Source organism: Arthrobacter sp. StoSoilB13 (assembly GCF_019977255.1).
Classification (GTDB): Bacteria; Actinomycetota; Actinomycetes; order Actinomycetales; family Micrococcaceae; genus Arthrobacter.
The window spans coordinates 1463875-1489573 of record NZ_AP024647.1 but is presented as its reverse complement, the minus strand read 5'-3'; the positions used below and the strand labels follow the sequence as shown (position 1 = coordinate 1489573).

Below are 25699 nucleotides of genomic sequence, written 5' to 3'. Positions count from 1 at the left end.
ACCATGACTTCAAACACCCCTGTGTCCGACCAGCTTTTCGATCGAGCCCGGTCCCTCATGCCCGGCGGAGTGAACTCGCCCGTGCGTGCGTTCGGGTCCGTTGGCGGCACACCGAAATTCATGGTTTCGGCCAAGGGCGCCTACCTCACTGACGCTGATGGCAAGGAATACGTAGATCTTGTCTGCTCGTGGGGCCCGGCCCTGCTCGGCCATGCCCACCCCGCCGTGCTCGATGCCGTGCACGCTGCCGTGGACCGCGGTCTGTCCTTCGGAGCATCCACCCCGGATGAGGCCAACCTCGCCCAGATCGTGAAGGAGCGCGTGTCCGCCGTCGAACGCCTGCGGATGGTGTCCACGGGCACCGAGGCCACCATGACGGCGGTTCGCCTCGCCCGCGGCTTTACCGGCCGCAACCTGATCATCAAGTTTGCCGGCTGCTACCACGGTCACCTGGACGGCCTGTTGGCAGCCGCAGGTTCCGGCCTCGCGACGTTGGCCCTCCCCGGTTCGGCCGGCGTCACGGCAGCCACCGCAGCTGAGACACTTGTTTTGCCTTACAACGACCTCGCAGCTGTCGAAGCTGCCTTCGCCAAGCACGGCAACAACATCGCGGCCGTGATTACCGAAGCTGCCCCGGCAAACATGGGTGTCGTCACCCCGGGCGAGGGCTTCAATGCCGGGCTGTCCCGCATCACCAAGGACCACGGGGCGCTCCTCATCCTCGACGAAGTCCTCACCGGTTTCAGGACCGGTTACGCCGGCTACTGGGGGCTCACAGGCCGTCAGGAAGGATGGGCCCCGGACCTGCTCACCTTCGGCAAGGTTATTGGAGGCGGAATGCCGACGGCGGCCCTCGGCGGACGCGCCGACGTCATGGATTACCTCGCACCCGTTGGCCCGGTGTACCAGGCAGGCACGCTGTCAGGAAACCCTGTGGCCATGGCTGCCGGCGTCGCAACGCTTACCCATGCCACGCCTGACGTTTACGCCTATGTGGACGCCCGTTCGCTGGAGCTGTCCGCAGCTCTTTCCTCCGCACTTGATGCCGAAGGCGTGGACCACTCCATCCAGCGTGCAGGCAACCTGTTCTCGGTTGCGTTCGGTACTTCCACCCACGGCGTGCACAACTACGACGACGCCCAGGGCCAGCAAGCTTACCGCTACGCACCGTTCTTCCACTCGATGCTGGATTCCGGCGTCTACTTGCCGCCGTCGGTCTTCGAGGCCTGGTTCCTGTCCGCGGCGCATGACGACGCTGCCATGAACAGGATCATTGACGCACTCCCGGCTGCTGCGAAGGCAGCGGCCGCCGCAATCGCCTAGGTCCGCGATCGCCAAGGTCCGCGATCCCGAGGTCATGGACAACGCAGTGCCCCAGCCGGCTGGTCGAAGCAGTCTGGGGCACTGCGACTTCCCGGGGTAGGCTCGTAAGGGAAACCCAACCCCAACGAATTCACGGTTTACCATGCGCAAGATCCAGTCAATTGCATCCCTTGGCGTGAGGGCCGCGGCGGCCGGAATCCTGGTCACAATGGTGCCTGGTTGCTCAAGTGGAAATGAAACCGCTGGCCCAACAACTGCACCGGTTTCGCCGCCTGTAAGTACCCCTTCGCCGACGACCACCCCTGTTCCGGGCAAGTCCACTTCCGGGGCTTCAACCGATCCCAAGGTCTCCCAGCCACCTTCCGCACCACCTACCCCTGAAGCACTGTCCGCGGCGCAACAACAGCTTGCCGGGCTAAGCCTGGAGCAACGTGTCGGGCAACTCTTCATGATTGCCGCGAAGGCGACGGGTGCGGAGCCGGGCACCATGGAAGCACTCACCAAATACCACGCTGGCAACGTCTACTTGAGTGGTCGCAGCAAGGCCGGGACTGCTGCCACAGCTGCCGTCGTGGCCTCCCTCACCCGGACAGTTTCCGCCGAAACTACCGGTGGGCTCCCTCTCTTCGTGGCCACGGACCAGGAAGGTGGATACGTCCAGGTCCTGGCCGGTCCGGGTTTCTCCACCATCCCTGCCGCATTGGTGCAAGCCGGAGCTGGTCCCGCGAAGCTTCGGGCAGATGCCACAGTTTGGGGGAAGGAACTCCGTAGCGCTGGCGTCAACGTCAATCTGGCTCCGGTCCTGGATACTGTGACGAGCCCTGGATTCGCGCCGTCCAATGCTCCCATCGGACAATTCCAACGCGAGTACGGATATGTACCGGGGCAGGTCTCCAACCTCGGAAACGCTTTTGCCCAAGGCATGAAGGAGGCGGGCGTTGCACCCGTCGTCAAGCACTTCCCAGGCCTCGGCAGGGTAGTTCCCAACACCGATGTCAGCCAGAACGTCAGGGACACTGAAACCACACGGAATGATCCTGCCTTGGAACCGTTCCGCACAGCCATTGCGAACGGCGTGCAATGGGTCATGGTGTCCAATGCCTACTACGACCAAATCGACCCCGCCAACATCGCGCCGTTCTCGCCCGTGGTGATGGGGCAGATGCTTCGCGGGGACGCTGGCTTCAAAGGCATTATCCTCTCGGATGACGTCTGTAGTGCAGCACAGCTGAAGCCGTGGACCCCTGCGGACCGCGCCACCAACTTCTTCGCAGCGGGCGGCACGATGCTGGTTTGCGCGGACCCGGGAAGCATCCCCGCCATGTATGACGCCGTACTCCAGAAAGCGCAATCCGAGCCGGATTTCCGCAACAAGGTGGACGCAGCGGCGTTGACAGTGTTGTCTGTGAAACTCGGAAAGTAATGCTGGAAACAAGACAAGGGACTGGCTGGTGCCCAACCGCAGTTGCGCTTAATGCAGGAAACCCCGCTGCCTGACTTTCACCACTACGGCGATCGTCCGGAGGCGGGGTCTGCTGTTTGGCTGCCCTACGGAGACTAGAGGACGTCCGAGAGGAAACCCTGGAGCCGCTCTGTCCGGGGGCTGTTGAAAAGCTGCTCCGGTGGACCGGATTCCACAACTACGCCAGCGTCCATGAACGTCACGACGTCTGAGACGTTGCGCGAGAAGCCCATCTCATGGGTAACCACCACCATGGTCATGCCTCCCTGCGCGAGATCCGTCATCAGGGCAAGGACGCCCTTGACGAGTTCCGGGTCCAGCGCGGAGGTGGCCTCATCGAAGAACATGACCTCGGGCTTCATGGCCAGCGCACGGGCAATGGCTACGCGCTGTTGCTGGCCACCTGAAAGGTTGGCAGGGCGGGCATCGGCCCTGTGCTTGAGGCCGACCAGGTCCAGTTGGGCCAAGGCCTCCTCACGCGCCTGTTCCTTGGACATTCCGCGAATCTTACGCAGCGCCAGGGAGATGTTCTCGGCCACCGTCTTGTGGGGGAAGAGATTGAACTGCTGGAACACCATTCCGATCCGGCGCCGGAGCTCGTCGGGGTTGTCCTTGAGGACGGAACGGCCATCCAACAGGATGTCGCCCTGGTCCGGTTCGATGAGCCGGTTCATCACGCGGAGCAGCGTTGACTTGCCTGAACCCGAGGGTCCGATGACCGAAGCCGTGGTGCCCTTCTCAACGTGCAGGTCAATTCCCCGCAGGACGTGGTTGGTGCCGAACGACAAATGGATGTTCTTTGCCGTCAACGTGCCGGATGTGAATTCACTCATGCGTGGGCTCCCTTCCCGACGACCGCCGCAGCATCGTCCGGTTCTTTCTTTTCAGGCCTGCCTGAACGGAAGCGGGCATCAATCCAGTTCACGAAGTGCGTGAGCGGAATCGTGAGTACCAGGTAGAAGACTGCCGCAGCCACATAGGGCGAGAGGTTGCCGCTGGTCGCAGCCGCGTCCTTGCCGATCTGGAAGATCTCGCGTTCCGTGGCCAGCAGGCCCCAGGAGGAAGACGAGGGAGGATTCCTTGATCAGGGCGATGAACTGGTTGACCAACGCAGGAAGCACCCGGCGGATGCCCTGGGGAACCACCACCAGGCGCATGGAAGCGCCGTAGCCGAACCCCAGGGCGCGGGACGCTTCGAGCTGTCCCTTGTCCACGCTCTGGATACCGGAGCGGAAGATCTCGCCGATGTACGCCCCCGACATCAAAGACAGTGCTGCGATGGCCATTGGGTAGGGGCTCGTGGAACCGGTCAGTTCACGGATAATGGGGCCAAAGCCGAATCCGATGACCAGAATGGTCAGCACGGGCGGAAGTCCGCGCAGGACGTCCGTGTAGATGCGTGCAATCCACCGGGCCGCGGCGTTCCGGGAAATCCCCATCAGGGCCAGGGCCATGCCCAGCAGGGTCCCGATAATGCCCGAAATGACAGCGAGCACCAGTGTGTTCGGCAGGCCGACGGCGAACATCTTGGGAATTACTTCGCCCATCGCCTCCCAGTCAAGGAAGGTGTCAGCCAGTTGCTTGAGGATATCCATGGAACGCCCGGGTTACTTGGCCGGGATCTGGACGGCCTTGCTGCCCGGCTTCCAGCCCTGGGGAGTCTGCTCGGCCGCGGTGGGGCGGTCGGTGTACCACTGGGAGGTGAGCTTGGTCCACGTACCGTCAGCGATAACGGCATCCAGGCCGGCGTTCAGTGCATCGAGGAGGGGCTGGTTGTCCTTGTTCACGGCGTAGGCCGTGAAGTTCTGAGTGTTGACAACCTTTTCGGCGATCTTGGTACCGTCGCCGTCCTTGACCTGGCCCGAAGCCTGCTGGGACGGAGCAACCCAAGCGTCGATCTGACCGTTCTTCACGTTGCCATAAACAGTGTTGTAGTCAGGGAAGCGAACGGGCTCCAGCTTGAGGGTGTTCGTGACGTAGTCATCCTGAACGGTGCCCTGAACGACGCCGATCCGGACGCCTTCCTTGAGGTCGGCGAAGCCGGTGACCTTGGCGTCGTTCTTGGTCACAACGGCCATGTAGCCAAAGTCGTAGCCGTTGGTGAAGCCGACGGTCTTTCGACGGGCATCCGTGGTGGAGATCGAGGAGGATCCGACGTCGAACTGCTTGTTTGCTACCTGCGACAGCAGGGCGGAGAAGTCAGTCGATGCAAACTCCACCTTCAGGCCAAGCTTGTCGCCGATGGCGCGAAGGAGTTCGTTGTCATAACCCGTGAACTTGCCCGAAGGGTCGATGAAGATGTTCGGCGGTGCATCGGACAGGGTTCCAACGCGCAGCGTGCCGTCCGTGATGAGGCCTAGCTTCGACTTGTCGATTTTGTCCAGCGCCGTGACGTCCGCGGTGGTGTACTTGTCCAGGGTCTGCTGGTCACTGCCGGCGAGGGCGTCGGTGGGCGAGCCGCTGGGCTGGGAGGTTCCTCCGCCGCATGCTGCCAAGGAGATCACCAGGGCCGCTGCTACGGGAGCAGCAGACAGCCACTTGAGGGCTTTGAATTTCATGAAGAAATCACTTTCGTCGGGTCACAGAGACGTTCGCGGTGGGCGGGGAACGTGGCAGCAAGTATGGGGATGGCTGCCCTAGCAGACTTCAACCCGCCAAACTTAATTATGTCACCAGCCCCCGAACGGCTGGTGAATCGAACAAGTGATTGCCTTGGCTCGTTTTTTCCGAAGAAAGTTCCTACCCTTAGCCCTGTCTTCCCCGAACTGTTCCGGTGATGGCCTGAGTGATGAAATCCCTGCGCACCACGCTGGTGCGCGGGGACCTTCGAAATTCTTGTGACTTGCGTCCCAACTGCGGGCCGTCCGGGCCGAAATCTGCCTCAGAAGCCGCCTCGGCTGGCATCCTCGGGTGGCAGTACGGGCCACTCGCCTTCGATGACAGCGGTGGGTTTGCTCCGCCGCAGATACTCCTGGAAGTCAGCCGCTTGGGAAGCGGCCCAGTCCACCTGCAAATGGTGCAACTTGGAGGCAGGCATTTGCAACTTGGGGAATTTGCCAGCCATGGCATCCAGAACCCGCAGGGTGGCCAAGGCGTCCGCAGCGGAGGTGTGGGCGTTGTCCAGGATCACGCCATATTCCTCGCATAAAGCGGTCAGGGTCCGCTTGCCCTTGCGGTACCGGTCCACCTGCTTGTTCATCACGTAGGGGTCCAATACTGGGAAACGGGTCAGTTGCGGGACGCCATGCCGTGCCGACTCTGCAGCGAGCACCGTGAAGTCGTAGCTGGCGTTGAATGCAATGACCGGGGTGTCGTCGTCGAACAATTCCTGAAGAACCGCTGCCACCTCGCGCGTGACCTCGGCCGCCGGGCGGCCCTCCGCGCGGGCTTTCTCCGTAGTCACTCCGTGGACCTCGCTGGCCTCCACGGGAATTTCCACCCCGGGGTCCGCCAGCCATTCATGCTCTTTGATGAGTTGTCCGTGCGCATCCACCACAGTGATTGAAGCGGTGACGATGCGGGCGGAACGGGAATTCTTCCCAGTAGTTTCGAGGTCGAAGGCAGCGCGGGGGAGGGTGTTCCAGGAGCTCATGTTTTCACGCTACCGGCTGGCACTGACAGTACTGGGCGCGACACTCCTGCGGCTACGCTGGAGCACATGCGGATGGAGTATGTGACGGCGGTGCTGGCTGTCGTGGACCTTGTTCCGCCCGGCACGGCCCTGTCATATGGTGACGTCGCAGAACTTCTTGGAGCCGGCGGACCCAGGCAGGTGGGCGCGGTGATGAGCCACTACGGCAGTTCCGTAGCTTGGTGGCGTGTCCTACGGGCAAGCGGGGATGCCCCGCCCGGCCACGAGGCAGAGGCCCTGCGCCATTATGTGCAGGAGTCCACGCCCCTGCACGGCGCCTTTGAGGAATTCCTGCGGACTGGTGAGGGCCGCTGGCGCGTGGACCTTGGAGCTGCACGATGGGCGCCAACTGATGCTGAATTCGATCGTATTGATGTGATCTCGGACCAGTTGGAGCGTCAGCTCCATAATTTGTCGGTGCCCGATGATGAAATGACTGTGTGACCGCAACAGCTACCAAAACCCGCCAAGCCCCGGCAGCCCTCCGCCTGCTACCGCCGCGCGAGATTCACTACGCGGCGCCTGACCTGTCTCCGGACCAGCGTGCGGTTGTGTCAGTCAGGCAAGGAGGCGGACCTGTCCTGGTCCCTGGAGGCCCCTGGCACCGGAAAGTCCACGGTGTTGGTCGAATCGGCGGTCCGCCGTGTTAATGAAGACGGCGTGGATCCCGAACGGATACTTATTCTCGCTCCTGGCCGACACGCCGCGGCCGCCTTGCGGGACACCTTCACCGGTCGCCTGGACAGAAGCCTCAGTACGACGCCGGCGCGCACCTGGGCGTCGTACGCCTTCGACGTCATCCGGCGAGCCAAAGCGGAAGGCGTCCTGCCGTTGCCCCGTCCGCCGAAGCTCCTTTCCGGACCGGAACAGGATCTGATCATCAAGGAGCTGCTGGAAGGCCATTCCCGCCCAGGGCATCAGTTGCCTTGGCCGGAGGACCTCTCCGCAGCATTGCCCACCCGCGGCTTCCGCCACGAGATCCGCCAATTGTTTGATCGCATTATCGAGTCCGGCCGCACTGCAGAGGACCTGGTGGGGCTCGCCTATGAATGTGGGCGTCCGGATTGGATGGCGGCCGCCCAGCTCTACAGCGAGTATCGGGATGTTTTGGACCTCCGCATGCCCGAGGCCTTTGATCCCGCAGGGATCATCACCACGGCGCGCCAGATTTTCCAGGACTCGCCGGCTTTCCTGGCCGCTGAGCGTGACCGGCTGCAGCTGGTTCTCGTGGACGATGCCCAGGAATCCAATCCTGCCGTGTTTGAACTCCTGGCGGATATTGCCGAGGGCAAGGACGCCATAGTTACGTATTCGCCTGACACGGTGGTGCAGGGCTTTCGTGGAGCGCGGCCGGACCTTGTCCCGGAGCTGCCCGTGCTTCTCGAGGGAAGCCACGGGGTTCTTGAGCGGCCACTGTGGACCACGCATCGTCATCGCCCCGAGGTGGCGCGGGCCTGGACAAGGGTTGCCGCACGTATCTCACAACGATCCGGGGGCCAAAAGGCGAGGCGACTCGAACAGCCGGAGTCCATCGAAGGCGCCCGGGAAATCAGCAACGGCGGGCGGGTGGAAGGACACGTGCTGCCTTCTCCTGTCCATGAGCTCCGATACGTTGCACAGCGGATTCTGGAAGCGCAATTGCGTGAGGGCCGGGACTTCAGTGATATTGCCGTCATTGTCCGAAATGGTGGATTGATCTCGCAACTCCAGCGGTACCTCAATGGACAGGGAATTCCCGTGCGCGTTCCTGTGGCTGATTCCGCAGTCCGGGATGAGGTGGCCGTGCGGCCCCTCCTGGAAGTCTTCGCCGTCATCCTTGATCCGGCCAAGCTCACTCCCGAAACCGCTGTTTCCCTCCTGACTTCGCGCATTGGTGGAGCGTCTGCCATTGAGCTCCGCCGCCTCCGTCAATCTCTCCGGCGCGAGGAGCTGCTTGGCGGCGGCGGACGTTCCAGTGACGCTTTGCTGGTGGAAGCGTTGCTTGAACCGGGAGCGCTGGCTTCGTTGGGAATTGAAGGAAACCCTGCCCGACGACTTGCACGGATGATTGCTGCCGGCAGTGCCGCAGCAGCCGAACCCGGGGCCAACGCGGAATCCGTCCTCTGGGCGCTATGGCACGCCACGGGATTGGCGCCACGCTGGTCCGACGCCGCGCTGGAAGGAGGGAGTGCAGGGGCGCGCGCTGACCGCGACCTTGACGCCATGATGGCGCTGTTCCACACGGCGGAGCGTTTTGTGGATCAACTGCCCGGCTCAGGCCCGGAACAGTTCCTCGATTACTTGTTGAACCAGGAACTTCCGATGGACACCCTTGCGGCCAGGGCCCAGCTTGAGGAATGCGTGGAAATCATGACTCCTGCCAGTGCGGCTGGCCGCGAATGGCCTGTGGTGATCGTGGCCGGCCTGCAGGAAGGTGTCTGGCCGAATACCCGTCTACGCGGGGAACTCCTGGGCAGCACCCTGTTTGCGGACGCCGTGGAGCATGGAGTCGACTACGCGTTGGGCCGCGGACCCCTCAGCAGGCTCAGGGACATCCGCTACGACGAACTCAGGAGTTTCTCCACTGCGGTCTCACGCGCCAGGGAGGTCCTCATCTGCACGGCTGTCTCTTCGGAGGACGAACAACCTTCCGCCTTCCTGGATTATGTCGCACCGTTGGCTTCCGGCGAGTACCGGCGCGACTACACCCCGGTGGATCGACCCATGACTCTTCGTGCGCTGGTGGCCGAGTTGAGGCAGCATGCCCAGGCTGAAGACCAAGACGCCAACGGCGAAACACCCACGGCGCGCGAGGCGGCACGTGTGCTGGCTCGTCTTGCTTCTGTTGATCCACCCGTGGCCGGAGCCCATCCGGATACCTGGTGGGGCTTGGCGCCCTTGAGCTCCGAGGAGGCGGTTGTCCCACCGGGAGGCACCGTTGCGGTATCGCCATCCAAGGTGGAGACCGTCCACAAGTCCCCACTGGATTGGTTTGTGCAAGCGGCCGGGGGAGAAGCTGCCACGGACTTCGCACGGAGCCTTGGCACACTGGTGCACAGCATTGCACAGGAGCTGCCGGACGCTTCAGGGACGCAGTACGTTGCGGAACTCGTTCGCCGCTGGCCCACCCTTGGCATGAAAGACAATTGGGAAGGAAAGCTCGATTACCAGCGTGCGGAACAGATGGTTCGCAAATTGGCCCAGTACGTGCTCATCATGCGAAGCGAAGGCAGGAGCCTGCTGGCGGTGGAGCACGACTTCGAAGTCCAACTTCCTGACGTCCACCTGGGTTCTGCACGTCTGAATGAGGATGCAGATGATTCGGCCGCCACTCGGCACGCTGTGCTCCGCGGACAGGTTGACCGCCTGGAAATCGACGCCGCAGGCCGTTTGGTGATCGTCGATCTCAAAACCGGAAAACGCCAGCCGGGCAAGGCCGAAGTAGCCAGGCACCCCCAGCTGGGGGCGTACCAGGCAGCGGTGCTCAAAGGTGCATTCGAGGATGCGGGCGCACTTGGGGAGTCCGGCCACCCTGTTCCAGGTGGGGCCGTCCTTGCACAGCTGGGAACCAAGACCAAGAGCCCGGGGATTCAACAGCAGGATCCACTCGAGCCCGACGACAACTGGGCAGAGGCTTTGGTCCATGAGGCCGCGGAACTCATGGCCGGCGCAACGTTCGAAGCCCGGCATGATCCGAGCAAAGCGGGACACGGCGGAGATGGCTGCCGTCTGCCCGATATTTGCCCACTGTGCGCCAGAGGAAAGCAGGTCACTGAATGACTACCGATCTTCTTGAAGGATCCGGCAGCAGGGATGCCGGAATCCTGGAAGGGGAGTCCGGGCTGCCCGTTCCCAGGTTCTCCCCGTCGGAACTGGCAGACATCCTTGGCGAAAAGAACCACCCCACCGCAGAGCAGGCAAGCATCATCGCTTCCTCCCTTACGCCACGGCTGGTGATTGCCGGCGCGGGGTCGGGAAAAACCGCCACCATGGCAGACCGCGTTGTGTGGCTCGTGGCCAATGGTTGGGTCCGGCCCGAGGAAGTCCTGGGTGTGACATTTACCCGTAAAGCTGCCGGCGAGTTGGCCAGCAGAATCCGGGCAAAACTGGCCACCCTCCAGCGCATAGCCAACGAAGACGATGGCAGCATCGGCTTCCCGGAAGGGCTTCTGGGTGCCGACGACCTCGAGCCCAAAGTGTCCACCTACCACTCTTACGCGAGCGGAATTGTTTCGGACTATGGATTGAGGTTGGGCATCGAGCGGGATGTCGTCCTGCTCGGCGGTGCCCAATCGTGGCAGTTGGCAAGCGAGGTTGTTGAGGCTTACGACGGCGAATACGAGCATTTCACCGCGGCAAAGTCGACGCTCGTCAATGCCGTCATCCAGCTGGCCGGCGAGTGCGCGGAACACCTGCAGGACCCCGCCACCGTCCGGGACTGGGTGCTGGAACGCGTTCAGTCCTTCGAGCAACTCCCTTATGCGGCCGGGGCAAAGAAGAGCCCCACGCAGGCGGCAGGGGAGCTCGCTGCCATGCTGCGCACCCGGGCCAGCGTCGCAGATATGGTTCTGCGCTACCAGGATGCCAAACGTCAAAGGGGAGTGCTGGATTTCGGGGACCTCGTGGCACTTGCAGCCCGCATCTCGCGGGAAATACCGTTGGCCGCCGCCACGGAGCGGGCACGCTACAAGGTGGTGCTGCTGGACGAGTTCCAAGACACTTCGCATGCCCAGCTTGTCTTGTTTTCGCGCCTTTTCGGCCGCGGTCATGCCGTCACCGCGGTAGGGGACCCGAACCAATCGATCTACGGATTCCGCGGCGCTTCCGCAGGACAGCTCTTCCACTTTGTGCAGGAGTTCCCCGTGAGGCACAACGATCAAGCATCTGGCGGAGACTCCTATTCTGTGGCGCCAACGTCTTACCTGACCACGGCTTGGCGCAACGGCAGGAACATCCTCCAGGCAGCCAACACTATTGCCGCGCCCTTGAATAAAGCCGCAGCAGCCGACGGCCCCGCGGGGGAGAGGGACACTGCAAGTGGCGTGGCGGTTCCACCCCTGGTGCCGAGTCCGGCCGCGGCCGAAGGCAGCGTTGTTATCGGTCGCTTCAGCACAGACGAAGACGAGGCTGGCGCTATTGCCCGCGACGTCCGGCGGTACCAGAGGACCGTCTTCGAGGAAGAGAAAGACGGTACTCCGGTCAAGCCAACCATTTCGGTTCTGTGCCGGCGACGCGCGCAGATGGAATGCCTTCGGAGGGAATTCGAACTTCAAGGAATTCCCTATGAGATCGTTGGCCTCGGGGGTCTGTTGGACACGCCTGAAATAGTGGACCTGGTGGCAACGCTGCGGGTTCTGGCTGATCCGGGCCGTTCCGATGCTTTGATGCGGCTTCTGGCCGGAGCACGATGGCGCATTGGGCCAGCGGACCTCATGGCCTTTAATGATTGGTCCCGTTTCCTGGCCAAACGGAGGTCAGGACCCGGCAACACCCCTGAGGTGGCGGACGAAGACCCGGCTGCTGTCGTGATGGAAAGCGACATCACTGACGCAGCGAGCCTTGTGGAAGCCTTGGACTTCCTGCCGCGGCCGGGCTGGACATCAGGACATGGGAGGTCGCTGAGCCTTCCAGCCCTGGAACGATTGACGAGGTTGTCGGAGGAAATGCGCACCCTTCGCACCTACATTGGGGATGACCTGACAACCTTGCTCGGCGAGGTTGAACGTGCCATGTTGCTGGATATCGAGGTGGCCGCAAAGCCTGGCGTCAGCATCCACCAAGCACGCCGGAACCTGGATGCCTTCCAGGACGCGGCCGCCGGATTCCTGCAGACCTCCCAGCGGATCGATCTCCTGGCTTTCCTCTCCTGGCTGGAAGCCGCAGCCTCGGAGGAAGGTGGCCTGGACATTGCTCCTCTTGAAACCAATCGGGAAGCAGTCCAACTCTTAACAGTCCACGCCTCCAAAGGGCTGGAATGGGACGTCGTCTTTGTCCCCGGGCTCAACGCAGGTTCCTTCCCCAGCAACAGGGACTCACGATGGAGCAGCGGCGCAGCCGCCCTGCCATGGCCGTTGCGCGGTGACCGGGCTGATCTGCCGCAGTGGGATCTTGACCACAACGACCAAAAGGGGTGGCTGGACGCTGAGAAGGACTTCAAATCGGAAGTTCAACATCATGGCGAAGCCGAAGAACGCCGGCTTGCGTACGTCGCCTACACGCGGGCCAAGTTTGTTTTGATGGTGTCCAGCTCCGCATGGAATGGGTCCAGATCCGGTATGGCAGGGATGTCGTCGTTCCTCTCCGAGCTGGCGCCGCTCGCGGGAGTGTCCTCCTCGTCCGGGGACGCCCTGGCTGTCGCGAATGTCCACAGCGTTGTGGTCCACCCCGAGTCGGTAGCCGAAGAATCGCTGCCCGATAGCAGCCCGCTCACCGCCACGTTGGAAGTGGCTCAATTTCCGTATGATCCACTCGAAGGCCCGTCCGATCCCCGTACGGGAGCCCGCATCAGGCTCGTTCCCGGGCGTCGTGCCGCCATGGACCGGGCTGCGGCCCGGGTACGTGAATTCATGGAGGAGTCCGCTTCTCAAGCATCCCCGGAAGCTTTGACAGGCAACCCGGGGAGGTGGTCACACGAAGCCCAGCTTCTACTGGATCGCCGGCTTCAGGGAAAGCTTCGACAGGATGTGCACTTGCCCAGCCACATCTCGGCCTCCCTGTTCGTTGACCTTGGCGCAGATCCCGCAGCGGTGCTGGCCCAACTGCGCCGACCCGTGCCCCGGGAACCGGGCATTTCGGCCCGAAAGGGCACAGCTTTCCATGCCTGGGTGGAGGAGTACTTCGGAACAACCGGCATGTTGGACATCGACGAAGCACCCGGCTCGGATGCCCATATCGACGAAGCGTACGGCCTGGATCAAATGGTTGAAGCGTTCAAGCAGTCCGAGTGGGCGCATCGGGCCCCGGCCTTTGTGGAAGTGCCTGTGGAAACGAGGATCGGTGACTTGGTGGTCCGCGGACGTATCGACGCCGTTTTCCGCGACGCGGACGGGCGATGGCAACTCATCGACTGGAAAACAGGACGCAGGCCTGCAGGCAAACAGCTCGCAGCGAAAGCCGTGCAGTTGGCTGTGTACCGTCTTGCATGGGCGCGGTTGAAGGGCGTTCCCGTGGAGGAAGTCAGCGCGGCGTTCTATTACGTGGCGGAGGATGCTGTTGTGCGTCCGCATGACTTGGGCAGTGCCGAGGAACTCGAGCAGATCATCGACGAGGCCCTCATGAACGATCCCGCGCGTGGGGTTTCCGGGTAGAAGGAATCCGGGAGAAGCGCTGGTCTAGGAACGCTCGCCGGCATGCAGCGGTGTCACATTGACAACATTCAAAGCTGCAGTCGACGCGTCATCCTGAGACCGAGGGGAGGATTCATCCGCCACCTTGTTCGACACCGTTTCAGCATCCGCATCGGATGCTGCTTCCTTGCCAGGTGCCTCGTTGTCAGGTGCTTCGGCGTCAGGCACTCCGGCGCGGGGGGCTTCCTTCGACGATGTGGGAGGTTGGGAAGGCGCCGGGACTGAAGTCCCGGCGTCGGGAATCGCCACGACAGTAACGGCAGGCTGCCGGACGTTATTCGGGTGATTCGCGGCTTCCTGCAGTGCCGCGCCTTCAGCCTCAGCTGCAGCCGCCTGCTCGGCTGCCAGAACGGCCTCGTCATGCCGGGCTTGTTCTTCTATGTCATCCGCAAGGGACTGCAGCATTGATACTGCCTCTGACGTCATGTCGTCGTGCCCAACGGCCATTGCCTTCACCAAATACTGGGCCAACGCGAATTCAGCCAGCAAAGCGGCGCGTCGAAGCAGATGGGCGTCGGGTGTGTCCCGGCGCGCCTCGGTATACCGGCCGAGGACCGCTTCAACGAACGAGGCTTCGTTGGACGCCACCAGCCACGCGAAATCATCTGCGGGATCACCAATGCGGAGGTCGGTCCACCCCGTCAAGGCCGTCACGGTATCGTCCTGGACCATCAGGTTGTCTTCGTGGAGGTCGCCATGAACCACCGAGGGGTTGAACCGCCACAGTGCGACGTCCTCAAGGGCATGTTCCCAGCGGCGCAGCAAAGTGGCGGGGATCTTGCCGGTAGTGGCCGCCTGGTCCAATTCGTTGAGCTTGCGCTGCCGAAACTCGTTGGCCGAGTAACTGGGCAGATCTGCATTGTTGACCAGTGCCAGGGGGAGGTCGTGGATGGCGGCAAGGGCGTTGCCAATATCACGGGCCAAAGCCGGACTGCCGGCGGATAGCTCGTCAATGGACAGCGTGGAACCCTGCAGATGGGCATACACGAATGTTGTGAGGGCGCCCTGCCGGACTGTGCCGGCGATGGTTGGCACATGGAAAGGAAGCTCGGCACGGATGGCGGGCGCGAAGGCCCGAAGGACCATGAATTCCGTTTCGAGGCGGGTACTGGCCTCGGGATGACGCGGCGAACGGACGCGCCAACGCTTGCCTTCCGCATCGAGCAACGACGCCGAATCGAAGTCGGCGTCGTCATCGGGGGAATAGGCTGTAGCCGTCGGTGCCAGTCCGGGCACCGCCGCGGTTGCTACAGCGGCCAGTTCGAGCGGTGTTCTTCTCACGTCTTCCACGGTAGATTGAGTGGCGCCTATGGCCATGATGCAGTGCGGCGAGTCTTCAGATCCGCACGAAAACAAGGCAGAAGCGGATCATCGGTCCCCTCAGCCGCCGGCATTGGCACGATATGCACAAGCGGCCGATCCAAATGTTCTTTGTCGGTGCGAATCAGTACGGTAGATACATGAGTTATGCGGAGTCTCCGGCGCTGGCCAACCACTTGATGGAAACTGTTCTTCCAGTGCGCCCGGCATTGGTGGACCGAGGCTCCAGTGAGCGCATGAAGCCTGGCATGGTTGAGGACCTCATCGCCTCCGGCAGGGCCAAGGCCATGGTCATTTCCCAACGCAAGGCGCTGGTGAGCAGGGACGGCCTTTGGTTCGGGGATGCTGGTCCACTGTGGGCTGCCCTCGGCGAAGCAAAAGCCGGCGCCCTGACTGCTATCTACCTGGGTACCACCTTGAGGCCTTCGTCCGTGGCCGAGGGTACTCCCGTTTTGCTGTTTACTGTTGCTGAGCCGCCTGTGCCCGGGACAGCCCTGATCCCCTCCGTTGCGCAGTGGGCCGGCTTCCGGGAAGTTGCAGGACGCCTCGATGCTACTGACACTGCCTTGTTCATCGAAGCCAGCGCCATCTCCAACTGGCACGCGACCCATACCCATTGCCCGCAGTGCGGCACGCCAACTGATATTGAAACCGGGGGCTGGGTGCGGCGGTGTCCCAAGGACAACTCTGAGCACTATCCGCGTACAGACCCGGCGATCATCGTTACTGTCGTTGGCCCTGACGGCCGGCTCCTGCTGGGTGGCGGCGGGCCTGCCGACGCCAGTAACTACTCCACCCTTGCTGGATTTGTTGAGCCCGGGGAATCGCTTGAGCAGGCTGTTGTCCGCGAAATCGGCGAGGAAGTAGGGGTACGCGTTACTGCCTGCCAGTATCTTGGTTCGCAGTCGTGGCCCTTCCCTGCCTCGCTCATGTTGGGCTTTACGGCAATAACGAACGACGCCGTTGCCCGCCCCGACGGCGTAGAGGTCACCCGCGCGCGGTGGTTCAGCCGTGAAGAGTTGCAGGAGGCTGTGTTGAGTGGCGAGATCACCATCTCCACGCGCCTGTCCATTGCGCGCTCCTTGATTGAGCATTGGTACGGCGGCGTCATCGAAGACCTCCAGCCGTGACAGGAGGAATTTTCGACGTCGGAGGCTCACTTGAGGAGCGGATCCTCAGCGGCTTGGATGATGAGCAACGTGAAGTAGCCAGCACTCTCACTGGCCCTCTTTGCGTACTCGCAGGTGCAGGCACAGGCAAAACCCGCGCCATTACGCACCGCATCGCATATGGAGTGCATTCGGGGGTGTATTCACCACAGAGGCTGCTGGCCGTGACCTTCACAGCCAGGGCTGCGGCCGAAATGCGGAGCAGGCTTCGGGATCTTGGCGTGGCCAATGTGCAGGCACGGACTTTCCATGCTGCGGCCCTGAGGCAATTGCAGTTCTTCTGGCCGCAGGCGATCGGCGGTACCCTGCCCAGCCTGCTGGACCACAAGGCGAACATGATTGCTGAGGCCTCACGCAGGCTTCGCCTCAGCACTGATCGGGCTTCCATCAGGGACTTGGCTGCAGAAATTGAGTGGGCAAAAGTCTCTATGCTCACACCTGCCAACTACCTGGAGAATGCACAAGGACGCGGGACTCCGGGAGGCTTCGACCTCACGGCTGTGTCCAGGGTGTTCCAGGCGTACGAGGATATTAAGACTGACCGCAACGTCATTGACTTCGAAGACGTCCTGCTTATTACGGTTGGGATCCTCCAGGAGGATCCCAAGGTTGCAGCGACGGTCAGGGAGCAATACCGCCACTTCGTCGTCGACGAGTACCAGGATGTTTCCCCGCTTCAGCAGCGGCTCCTGGATCTCTGGTTGGGTGGTCGTGATGAATTGTGCGTGGTGGGTGATGCGAGCCAGACCATCTACTCCTTTACGGGGGCCTCACCCAAACATCTCTTGAATTTCAAGGCACACTACCCAGGCGCCACCGTCGTCAAGCTCATCCGTGATTACAGGTCCACCCCGCAGGTGGTTAAGCTGGCCAATGAGCTTCTCGGGTCCCGGCGAAGTGGTGGACCGGTTGCCGATGCGGCGTGGGCGCCTCCGCTCAAGCTTGTCGCCCAAAGGCCAGCAGGCCCGGAACCGCGGTTCATGGAATGTCCGGACGACGAAGCGGAGGCGGCGGTCGTTGCCGGCAGAATCCAGGAGCTGCTCAACACGGGAGTAAAAGCCAGCGAGATCGCCATACTGTTCCGCACCAACGGGCAATCCGAAGCTTACGAGCAAGCGCTGGCGTCGGCGGGGATCGGTTACCAGCTTCGCGGCGGAGAGAGGTTCTTCGCCCGCAAGGAGGTCCGGGATGCCATCCTGCAACTGCGTGCGGCGACCAGGGCTGTGGCAGAAGGCGCCCCGGAGCCCCTGGGCCAGATTGTCCGTGACATTGTTGCCTCGCTTGGCTACAGCGAAGCCGCGCCACACAGCGGGGGAGCCCTTCGCGAGCGTTGGGAATCCCTGGCCGCTTTGGTGGCCTTGGCCGATGAGTTGTCAGTCAGCCGTGGAGAGTCATTCACCTTGGCTGAGTTCGTCAACGAGCTCCAGGAACGTTCGGTGGCCCAGCATGCTCCCACAGTTCAGGGTGTGACCCTTGCCTCTCTTCACGCGGCGAAGGGCCTCGAATGGGATGCCGTTTTCCTGGTGGGGCCTCAGCGAAGGACTCATGCCTATCTCCTTCGCGGACACACCGGAGGACGTGGACGAAGAACGCCGGCTGCTCTACGTCGGGATCACCCGTGCGCGTGAGCATCTGAACCTGTCATGGTCCTCCGCGCGTACTCCGGGTGGCCGCGCCAACCGCAAGCCCTCGCGCTTTCTCGATGGACTCCGGCCGGATTCGGTGGCGTCCGCGAACGCCAGGAGCCGGGCAGGTTCCACCCACCGCAAAGCTGCCGCGCCGGCGTCGTGCAGGGTATGTGGAAGCATGCTTGCCTCCGGAGCCGAGAGGAAGGTGGGTCGGTGCAACCAATGCCCGCCGACATACGAGGAACAGACCTTTGACGCACTGAGGCAGTGGCGGCGCGATGAAGCGCAATCTGCCGATGTTCCCGCCTACGTTGTCTTTACTGATGCCACATTAACCGCAATAGCCGAAGCCCGGCCGGCGTCGCTGGAGGAATTGGCCGGACTGGCGGGGGTCGGGCCCTCCAAACTGGAGCGCTACGGAGAAGCCGTCCTCGCCGTCCTCGCAGAGAGCACCAACCTCTGATGCCGCGCTCAACGGCCGGCCAGGCCGACGTTCCCACGCTCACCGACGACGGTGCTCCAGTAGTTGTCAGGCGCTCAGCCCGGCGCCGACGGACGGTAGCTGCGTTTTGGGAAGACGGTAATGCCGTTGTCGCGATTCCCGCCAGCTTTACCAAATCGCAGGAGCGCGAGTGGGTGCGGCGCATGCTTGCGAAGCTCCAGAGGCAGGGTGAGCGCCGGGCGGGTAAACCAGATCGGCGCAGGGCCTGCTACGGACGAGGCACTTGCCCAGCATGCAGCGCACCTTTCGCGGACCTACCTCGGAGGACGGGCGGTTCCGACGTCGGTCCGCTGGGTGACGAACCAGAACTCACGGTGGGGCTCGGCTACTCCAGCGGATGGAACCATCCGGCTTTCGAACAAGCTTCAGGCGATGCCCCAGTGGGTGATCGACTACGTGCTCCTGCACGAATTGGCGCATTTGTTGGTAGCAGGGCACAATGCGCAGTTTTGGCACTTGCTGACGGCCTACCCGGAGACACAGCGCGCCAAAGCATTCTTGGAAGGGGTCGCGTTCGCGACCTCCCGTGGGATTAGCGGTGACGCCAATGAATCAGCTGGAACGGGCGCGGACGAAACGGAGTAGGGACGAGAATGGTCGCCATGAAATTCATGGCGACCATTGCTGACATTAGGTGGACGGTGACTTCGGATCTGGGCTGCCCGGGTCGGGCCCGCTGTCGTCCTGGGAGTCGTCACCCTCCGATTTGGCGTCCCCGGGCTCATCGTAACCGCCGCTCAGGAGCTTCTGCAGAGCATCGTCAACCTCGGTATCGCTGGCTTCGGCAAGCCTGCGGCGTTCGGAGAAGCCCTTGGGATCGTCCAGGTCTTCCCCGGTGGGCAGCAGGTCAGGGTGGTGCCAGATGGCATCCCTGCCGGCAATACCGCGTTCTGCTTTCAGTGTTGCCCACAGGGTAGCGGCCTCCCGGAGCCTGCGTGGGCGCAGTTCCAGCCCGACAAGCGATGAGAAGGCATGTTCGGCAGGGCCGCCGGTGGCACGCCGGCGACGGACAGTTTCGCGAAGGGCGGTAGCCGAGGGGAGTACCTTGTCCGTGGCTTCAGCAGTGAGTTCATCCACCCATCCCTCCACTAGGGCAAGCGCCGTTTCGAGCTTTTCAAGAGCGGCAGTCTGCACGGGCGTCCGCTCCGGAGTGAAGACGCCCTGGGACAAGGCTTCCTGGATTCCTTCAGGGTTGCCGGGGTCCAGCTCCCGTGCGAGATCCTCGATTCGGGACATGTCAATGTGGATGCCTCGCGCATAGGCTTCAATGGCGCCGAGCAAGTGGCCCCGCAGCCACGGAACCTGCACGAACAACCGGGCGTGTGCTGCCTCGCGGACGGCGAGGAAGAGCCGGACATCGTTTTCGGGGAGGCTGAGACCTTCGCCGAACTTGGCGACGTTGGCCGGGAGCAGGGCCATCTCCAGGTCAGCCAGGGGAACACCGATGTCCGTAGAGCTCACTACCTCCGCCGAGAGCGCGCCAATCGCCTGGCCCAATTGCATCCCGAAAATGGCGCCGCCCATGTTCTGGAGCATTGACGAAGCACCACCCATCATGGACTTCATTTCCTCGGGCATCTGCTGGGTCAAGGCGTTGGACAATGCATTGGCGATGCTGTTGGCAACTGGCTCAGTCAGCCGCTTCCAGGTTCCAAGAGTTGCTTCAACCCATTCCGCACGGGACCACGCACGGCCGATAAGTCCGGTGGCGGAAAGGTCCGTCACAGGATCCAGCCATAGTTCCGCGAGCCGGAGTGCTTCATCGATGTCCCGGGCCTGCTGGGCGTTCACCGATGGATCGCTCCCGGACGCCGCAACGCGCCGTGCGTTCTCATGGGCCAGTTGCCAGTTCACCGGACCCTCGGACGTTGAGCTCATCATGGCCTGGACTTGTGCGAACATTTGCTGCAGGAGCTGGGGATCGTTGGGCAGCCCTGCAGCCTTGGCCAGTTCGGCGGGATCGATGTTGCCCATGCCCTGGCCGCCCATCAGGTTCTGCAGCATTTCCGCCAGCGGGTCCTTGGGCGTCTCATCGTCATCTGACGGGTTGTTGGGATTGGAAGTCATGGTGCCGCCGATCGTCGAACTGGCTGGTGATCACTTTCACCGTACCGCGCGGTGGGAAGGCTGTCTGCCTGTGTGCGGCGCCGTTCGCTGTAGGCAAAGCATCCCCACAACGTCCGACCGCGTAATGTGGATGTTTGGTATGTGCCCGTCGCCGCGGCCAGCGGCAGGAGCCAAAATGCCGGTCGCGCAGTACCGGTAAAGAGAGGCCTCAATGCTTACTTCGCCCAGCCCCGAGGGCTCGCTCGATCCGCGTCGAACGCCCGACGCCGATTCCTCCCCTGAATCTCCGGAACCTGCCGGCAGCGGCCGGTACATGATCATGGTGGTTTCGGGCCTGCTGGCACTGGGACTTGGGATCGGGGCGGCTGCTTTGCCGGTTCCCTACGTAGTTGAGTCTGCCGGACCGACCTTTAATACGTTGGGGCAGGATGGGGACAAACCTGTCATCAGCATTTCGGGACATGAGTCCTTCCCAGCCAAGGGAAACCTGGACCTGACCACGGTGGTGATGGCGGGCGGGCCGAAGACTCCTGCAACAATTTTCGAAGTCTTCCGGGCCTGGTTGGACAAATCCAAAGCCGTTTATCCCGAGGAACTGATCTACCCCAAAGGCACCACAGCTGAAGAGACGGTCCAGCAAGGCGAAATTGCCATGGAGACTTCACAGGAAAACGCTGTTGCCGCAGCACTGCGGCAATTGGATATCCCCTTTGAACAGAGGCTCAAGGTGGCCGGCCTCTCGGATCCGTCTCCTTCCGTGGGGAAACTTCAGGAAGGAGACCGGCTGACCTCCATTAACGGAAAACCGATCTCCTCCCTCAGCATGGTCCAGGCTGAACTGGCAGCCGGAAACGGCGCCCCGGCCGTCCTCGTCGTGGACAGGAACGGTTCTGCAGTCACGGAAACGATAACGCCAACCAGGAATCCCGCTGGCCGCTACGTCCTGGGCATCCTCCTGGGTAGCGACTTCACGTTCCCGTTTGAAGTGAAAATTTCCTTGGACAACGTGGGGGGTCCAAGCGCCGGAATGATGTTTGCCCTGGGCATCGTGGACAATCTCACGCCGGGGGACCTCACTGGAGGAAAGCACGTGGCAGGGACCGGAACCATCACCGCTGATGGGGCAGTGGGAGCCATCGGCGGCATTGCGCAGAAGATGATTGGAGCGCGGCAGCATGGAGCCACCATGTTCCTTGCGCCGGCCGCGAATTGCGCCGACGTCGTAGGGCACATTCCTGATGGCCTGCAGGTGGTGAAGGTGGAAACCTTGGCCGATGCCACCGCAGCAGTGGAACGACTCGGTTCAGGACAGGACACGGCGGGCCTTCCCACCTGCACCAACAACTAGACTGGCGGTGGAACTTAGCTCCACCGCCACTCGTGGCATATATGACGGACTCCGCCATCGCCCAGGGGCAGAGATCGTTGAACACACGCACACCGACTTTTAACTGACGACCACCAATGAGGTACAGAGTTTGTCCCGTCCCGCCAGCTCCAACCCGCCCGGAAGATCGCCGCTGAGACGAGGTGCCCTGACTCCGACGCTCATCGTCGTGGCAGTGGCCGTCGTTGGATTCATTTTCTTCGCCAATGTGTGGACAGACGTCCTCTGGTACCAGCAGCTCGGCTTCTTCGAAGTTTATGTCCGCGAGAACCTCGCCCGGATCGTCACGTTCCTGGTCGGTTTCGCCATGATGTTCGCTGCCGTCTACTTCGCCATCAGGATCGCGTACCACGCCAGGCCGGTCTACGCTCCGGATGCTGAGTCACGTGACAACCTCAACCGCTACCAGGCCCAGCTTGAGCCTGTCCGCCGTGTCGTCATGGTCGGCCTGCCGATCCTGTTCGGGCTCTTTGCCGGCAGCGCAGCGGCAAGCCAGTGGCAGAAGGTTCTCCTCTTCTTCAACCAGGAGCCCTTCGGCCAAGCGGATCCGTTGTTCAATCTCGACATCAGCTTCTACTTGATGTCGCTCCCGTTCCTTGGCTTTGTTACCGGATTCCTCATCAGCATTGCGGTAGTGGCCGGCATTGCCGGCATCCTCACGCATTACTTGTACGGAAGCATCCGGCTTATGGAGCGTGGTGTTTTCACCAGCCGTGCCGCCCAGATCCACATTGCCGTAACAGGTGCATTCTTCCTGCTGCTGCTTGGCGTGAATTTCTGGCTGGACAGGTACTCCACCGTGCAGAGCTCATCCGGACGGTGGGCAGGTGCATTGTATACAGACGTCAATGCCGTTGTGCCCACCAAGGCAATCCTGGCGGTTGCCGCGGGCTTGGTTGCGATTCTCTTTATCATCGCTGCGGTTATTGGCCGCTGGCGCCTGCCGGTAATCGGTACCGCGATGTTGATCATCACGGCCATCCTGGCGGGTGGCGTCTACCCATGGGTTATCCAGCAATTCCAGGTGCGTCCCTCGGAGAACACCCTGGAAAGGGAGTTTATTGACCGCAATATCAAGATGACCCGGGCAGCCTACGGCCTGGACAAGATTGATGTGTCCGCCTATAACGCCACAACAACGGCTACGAGCGGAGCTTTGGCAAAGGACGCCCAGACTGCGGCCAACATCCGCCTGCTGGATCCGAACCTCATCTCCTCGGCGTTCGCCCAGCTTGAGCAGTACCGTCCGTACTACCAGTTCCCCCAGACACTGAATGTGGACCGCTACACCGTGGATGGCAAAGTGCAGGACACCGTCATCGCTGTTCGCGAACTGAACCCGGACGGCCCTGAGCGCAAACCAGCAGACCTGGGTCAACCGACACATCGTTTATACGCACGGTTATGGTGTTGTCGCAGCGAAGGGCAACAAGTTCACGGTTGATGGCAAGCCGGATTTCCTGCAATCAGGCATTCCGTCCAACGGCGTTCTCGGCAATGACACCACGTACGAACCTCGCATCTACTTCGGCGAGAACTCTCCTGAATATTCGATCGTTGGCGCTCCCGAGGGTGCCCAACACCGCGAGCAGGACCGCCCGGCTGGTCGCGAAGGCGGGGGAGAAACCCAATACACCTTCACCGGCAACGGCGGACCCATCGTAGGCAACTGGCTCAACCGCATTCTGTACTCCATCAAGTTCCAGTCCTCGGACTTGTTGCTTTCGGACGGCGTGAACGAGAAATCCCAGATTCTCTATGACCGCAATCCCCGCGAACGGGTTGAGAAGCTTGCTCCCTACCTGACGGTGGATGGCAACGCGTATCCGGCCGTCGTCGATGGTCGCGTGAAGTGGATCGTTGACGGTTACACCACCAGCCAGTACTTCCCGTACTCCCAGCCCCAGCAGTTGCAGAACGCGACCGTTGATTCGCAGACCAGTGCGGGCCGGACGGTGACGCTGCCCAATAGCTCCGTGAACTACATCCGCAACTCGGTCAAGGCCACTGTCGACGCATACGACGGCTCGGTCACGCTCTATGCCTGGGACGACCATGATCCTCTCCTGAAGGCTTGGCAGAAGGTGTTCCCCACCACGATCAAGTCCTACACGGAGATGTCCGGCGACCTCATGAGCCACGTCCGCTACCCGGAGGACCTTTTCAAGGTCCAGCGCGAACTCCTTGGCCGCTACCACGTCACGAACCCTGACAGCTTCTACCAAAACAATGATGCGTGGAGTGTTCCGAATGACCCCACGGTCTCGGAAGCCGTCAAGCAGCCGCCGTTTTACATGTCCCTGCAGATGCCTGATCAGGACAAGCCTGCTTTCCAGTTGACGTCATCCTTCATTCCGCAAACAGTCAACGGCAACGCAAGGAATATCCTGTACGGATTCCTGGCCGCTGATTCGGATGCCGGGAACGTCAAGGGAGTTAAGGCTGACAGCTACGGCAAGCTAAGACTGTTGCAACTTCCTACGGATACCCAGGTTCCTGGCCCAGGACAGGCGCAGAACAAGTTCAACTCGGATCCCACCGTGTCCCAGGCGCTTAACTTGCTGCGTCAGGGCGCATCAGACGTCTTGAACGGAAACCTGCTGACCCTGCCCGTGGGTGGCGGCCTACTTTACGTCCAGCCCGTCTACCTGAAGTCAACAGGCGAGACCTCTTATCCCACCTTGCAGCGGGTCCTCGTGGCCTTCGGTGACAAGATCGGCTTTGCAGCTACCTTGGATGAGGCTCTGGACCAGTTGTTCGGTGGTAACTCCGGTGCGAAGGCTGGTGACTTCCAGAACAATGGCCAGACGCCCGCAACGCCGCCCGGTACCACAACGCCTCCTGCGGGCCCGACTGACGCCAAGGCTGATCTCAAGGCGGCTCTGGACGAGGCCAACAAGGCAATCCAGGATGGCCAGGCAGCTCTGGCAAAGGGAGACTTTGCCGGTTATGGCCAGCAGCAGACCAGGCTTTCCGAGGCACTCAAGAGGGCCATCGACGCCGAGACCCGCCTGGGCATAACGCCGGAACCGACAGCGACGCCGAGTGCTACACCAAGCGCCACGCCGTCGCCGTCGCCGAGCAGCTAGTAGCCGGTGAAAGGTTGACGCCGCGTGACTAGAAGGGCCGTTGTCCTCTCCTCCTGGAGCGGGCAACGGCCCTTTTGGTTTACAAAATGGTTGGGGAAGCGCTCTTCCGGAAATTCGATTGAGCGATATTGACCGGGGGAGATGCACATCACGTCGTCAGGATTTGGTCTGCCATTCACCGGACGGTAATGTTGTTCTTGCGACGCGGGGTGGAGCAGTTCGGTAGCTCGCTGGGCTCATAACCCAGAGGTCACAGGTTCAAATCCTGTCCCCGCAACTGGAGAAAAGATCCGGATCAGTATTCACTGGTCCGGATCTTTTGTTTTCCCGGGTCTTAGGGTTATGGGACAAAACGTGGGGTTATAGGACAAAACGTGTGTAAATCCCGGGTGTGTCATGTGCGTCCGGCCCCAGCCTTTGCGGTGCTCTTCGCTCATGCCCCGGTGGGCCCGCAGCAGTAACCGCAGTTGGGCGTTGGTGCCGCCTTCCATGCGGTTGGTGGTCGAGGCGATCTGGAGGCCGGCGAACTCGGCGCCCAGGTAGCTGAACAGTGTCCCCCATACACACGTTTTTCCTATGACCCCGGATCTTAGGCGACCAACCCTCCGGACCGTGATCTGCACCACCTTCACCACGTGATGGTCATAAGCACCCTGCCTGGTGCGGTAGAGTTGGTCTTGCGACGCGGGGTGGAGCAGTTCGGTAGCTCGCTGGGCTCATAACCCAGAGGTCACAGGTTCAAATCCTGTCCCCGCAACTGGAGAAAGGTCCGGATCAGTTTTCACTGATCCGGACC

The 25699-nt window shown here is 61.9% G+C and carries 11 protein-coding genes, 2 tRNA genes and 5 pseudogenes; 12 read left to right on the top strand and 6 right to left on the bottom strand.

The annotated features are described in order from the left end of the window. Positions 1–3: 3 nt before the first annotated feature. Positions 4–1323: a glutamate-1-semialdehyde 2,1-aminomutase gene (gene hemL, locus LDP01_RS06950; RefSeq protein WP_224088161.1), complete on the top strand. Its 1320-nt coding sequence runs from the start codon at positions 4–6 to the stop codon at positions 1321–1323. A 142-nt stretch (positions 1324–1465) separates the two neighbouring features. Next, positions 1466–2746: a glycoside hydrolase family 3 N-terminal domain-containing protein gene (locus tag LDP01_RS06945; protein ID WP_224088150.1), complete on the top strand. Its 1281-nt coding sequence runs from the start codon at positions 1466–1468 to the stop codon at positions 2744–2746. Positions 2747–2880: 134 nt separating this feature from the next. Here LDP01_RS06945 and LDP01_RS06940 read toward each other — a convergent pair whose 3' ends face one another. The 4 genes and pseudogenes from LDP01_RS06940 to LDP01_RS06925 all read right to left on the bottom strand — a co-directional run bounded on the left by LDP01_RS06940 (position 2881) and on the right by LDP01_RS06925 (position 6377). Beyond that, complete coding sequence (locus LDP01_RS06940) at positions 2881–3618, bottom strand: amino acid ABC transporter ATP-binding protein (protein WP_224088148.1); 738 nt, start codon at positions 3616–3618, stop codon at positions 2881–2883. Continuing rightward, positions 3615–4380 (bottom strand): annotated as a pseudogene (locus tag LDP01_RS06935) (amino acid ABC transporter permease). The gene LDP01_RS06940 and the pseudogene LDP01_RS06935 overlap by 4 nt, the downstream one beginning before the upstream one ends. A gap of 12 nt (positions 4381–4392) precedes the next feature. Continuing rightward, positions 4393–5343, bottom strand: coding sequence for an ABC transporter substrate-binding protein (locus tag LDP01_RS06930; RefSeq protein WP_224088146.1), 951 nt, complete (start codon positions 5341–5343; stop codon positions 4393–4395). A 323-nt stretch (positions 5344–5666) separates the two neighbouring features. Next, positions 5667–6377 carry a 3'-5' exonuclease gene (locus tag LDP01_RS06925; RefSeq protein WP_224088144.1) on the bottom strand — a complete coding sequence of 237 codons (711 nt, stop codon included), beginning with the start codon at positions 6375–6377 and terminating at the stop codon, positions 5667–5669. Positions 6378–6443: 66 nt separating this feature from the next. Here LDP01_RS06925 and LDP01_RS06920 point away from each other — a divergent pair, with 66 nt between their 5' ends. The 3 genes and pseudogenes from LDP01_RS06920 (at position 6444) to LDP01_RS06910 (ending at position 13702) form a co-directional block, all read left to right on the top strand. After that, positions 6444–6860, top strand: a complete 417-nt coding sequence (locus tag LDP01_RS06920; RefSeq protein WP_224088142.1) for an MGMT family protein — start codon at positions 6444–6446, stop codon at positions 6858–6860. Further along, positions 6857–10175 (top strand): annotated as a pseudogene (locus tag LDP01_RS06915) (ATP-dependent helicase). Before LDP01_RS06920 ends, LDP01_RS06915 begins: the two are co-directional and overlap by 4 nt. Further along, positions 10172–13702, top strand: coding sequence for an ATP-dependent helicase (locus LDP01_RS06910; RefSeq protein ID WP_224088140.1), 3531 nt, complete (start codon positions 10172–10174; stop codon positions 13700–13702). Before LDP01_RS06915 ends, LDP01_RS06910 begins: the two are co-directional and overlap by 4 nt. Before the next feature lie 24 nt (positions 13703–13726). On the opposite strand, the gene LDP01_RS06905 is transcribed toward LDP01_RS06910, so the two are convergent. Beyond that, positions 13727–15022, bottom strand: coding sequence for a macrolide 2'-phosphotransferase (locus LDP01_RS06905; RefSeq protein ID WP_263433670.1), 1296 nt, complete (start codon positions 15020–15022; stop codon positions 13727–13729). Between the two features lie 179 nt (positions 15023–15201). Between LDP01_RS06905 and nudC the strand changes: the two genes are divergently transcribed. The 3 genes and pseudogenes from nudC to LDP01_RS06890 all read left to right on the top strand — a co-directional run bounded on the left by nudC (position 15202) and on the right by LDP01_RS06890 (position 18945). Then, positions 15202–16191 (top strand): NAD(+) diphosphatase, encoded by a 990-nt coding sequence (nudC, locus tag LDP01_RS06900; RefSeq protein WP_224088138.1) that lies wholly within the window; start codon positions 15202–15204, stop codon positions 16189–16191. Next, a pseudogene (locus tag LDP01_RS06895) lies at positions 16188–18321 on the top strand (UvrD-helicase domain-containing protein). The gene nudC and the pseudogene LDP01_RS06895 overlap by 4 nt, the downstream one beginning before the upstream one ends. Continuing rightward, positions 18321–18945: pseudogene (locus LDP01_RS06890) on the top strand (M48 metallopeptidase family protein). The pseudogenes LDP01_RS06895 and LDP01_RS06890 overlap by 1 nt, the downstream one beginning before the upstream one ends. A gap of 45 nt (positions 18946–18990) precedes the next feature. Here LDP01_RS06890 and LDP01_RS06885 read toward each other — a convergent pair. Then, positions 18991–20427, bottom strand: coding sequence for a zinc-dependent metalloprotease (locus LDP01_RS06885; protein ID WP_224088137.1), 1437 nt, complete (start codon positions 20425–20427; stop codon positions 18991–18993). A 211-nt stretch (positions 20428–20638) separates the two neighbouring features. Between LDP01_RS06885 and LDP01_RS06880 the strand changes: the two genes are divergently transcribed. The 4 genes and pseudogenes from LDP01_RS06880 (at position 20639) to LDP01_RS06865 (ending at position 25660) form a co-directional block, all read left to right on the top strand. Further along, positions 20639–21775, top strand: a complete 1137-nt coding sequence (locus LDP01_RS06880; RefSeq protein WP_224088136.1) for a YlbL family protein — start codon at positions 20639–20641, stop codon at positions 21773–21775. 130 nt (positions 21776–21905) lie between these two features. Next, positions 21906–24903 (top strand): annotated as a pseudogene (locus LDP01_RS06875) (UPF0182 family membrane protein). A 203-nt stretch (positions 24904–25106) separates the two neighbouring features. Continuing rightward, positions 25107–25180, top strand: a tRNA-Met gene (locus tag LDP01_RS06870). Between the two features lie 406 nt (positions 25181–25586). Beyond that, positions 25587–25660, top strand: a tRNA-Met gene (locus LDP01_RS06865). The last annotated feature ends 39 nt before the right edge of the window (positions 25661–25699 follow it).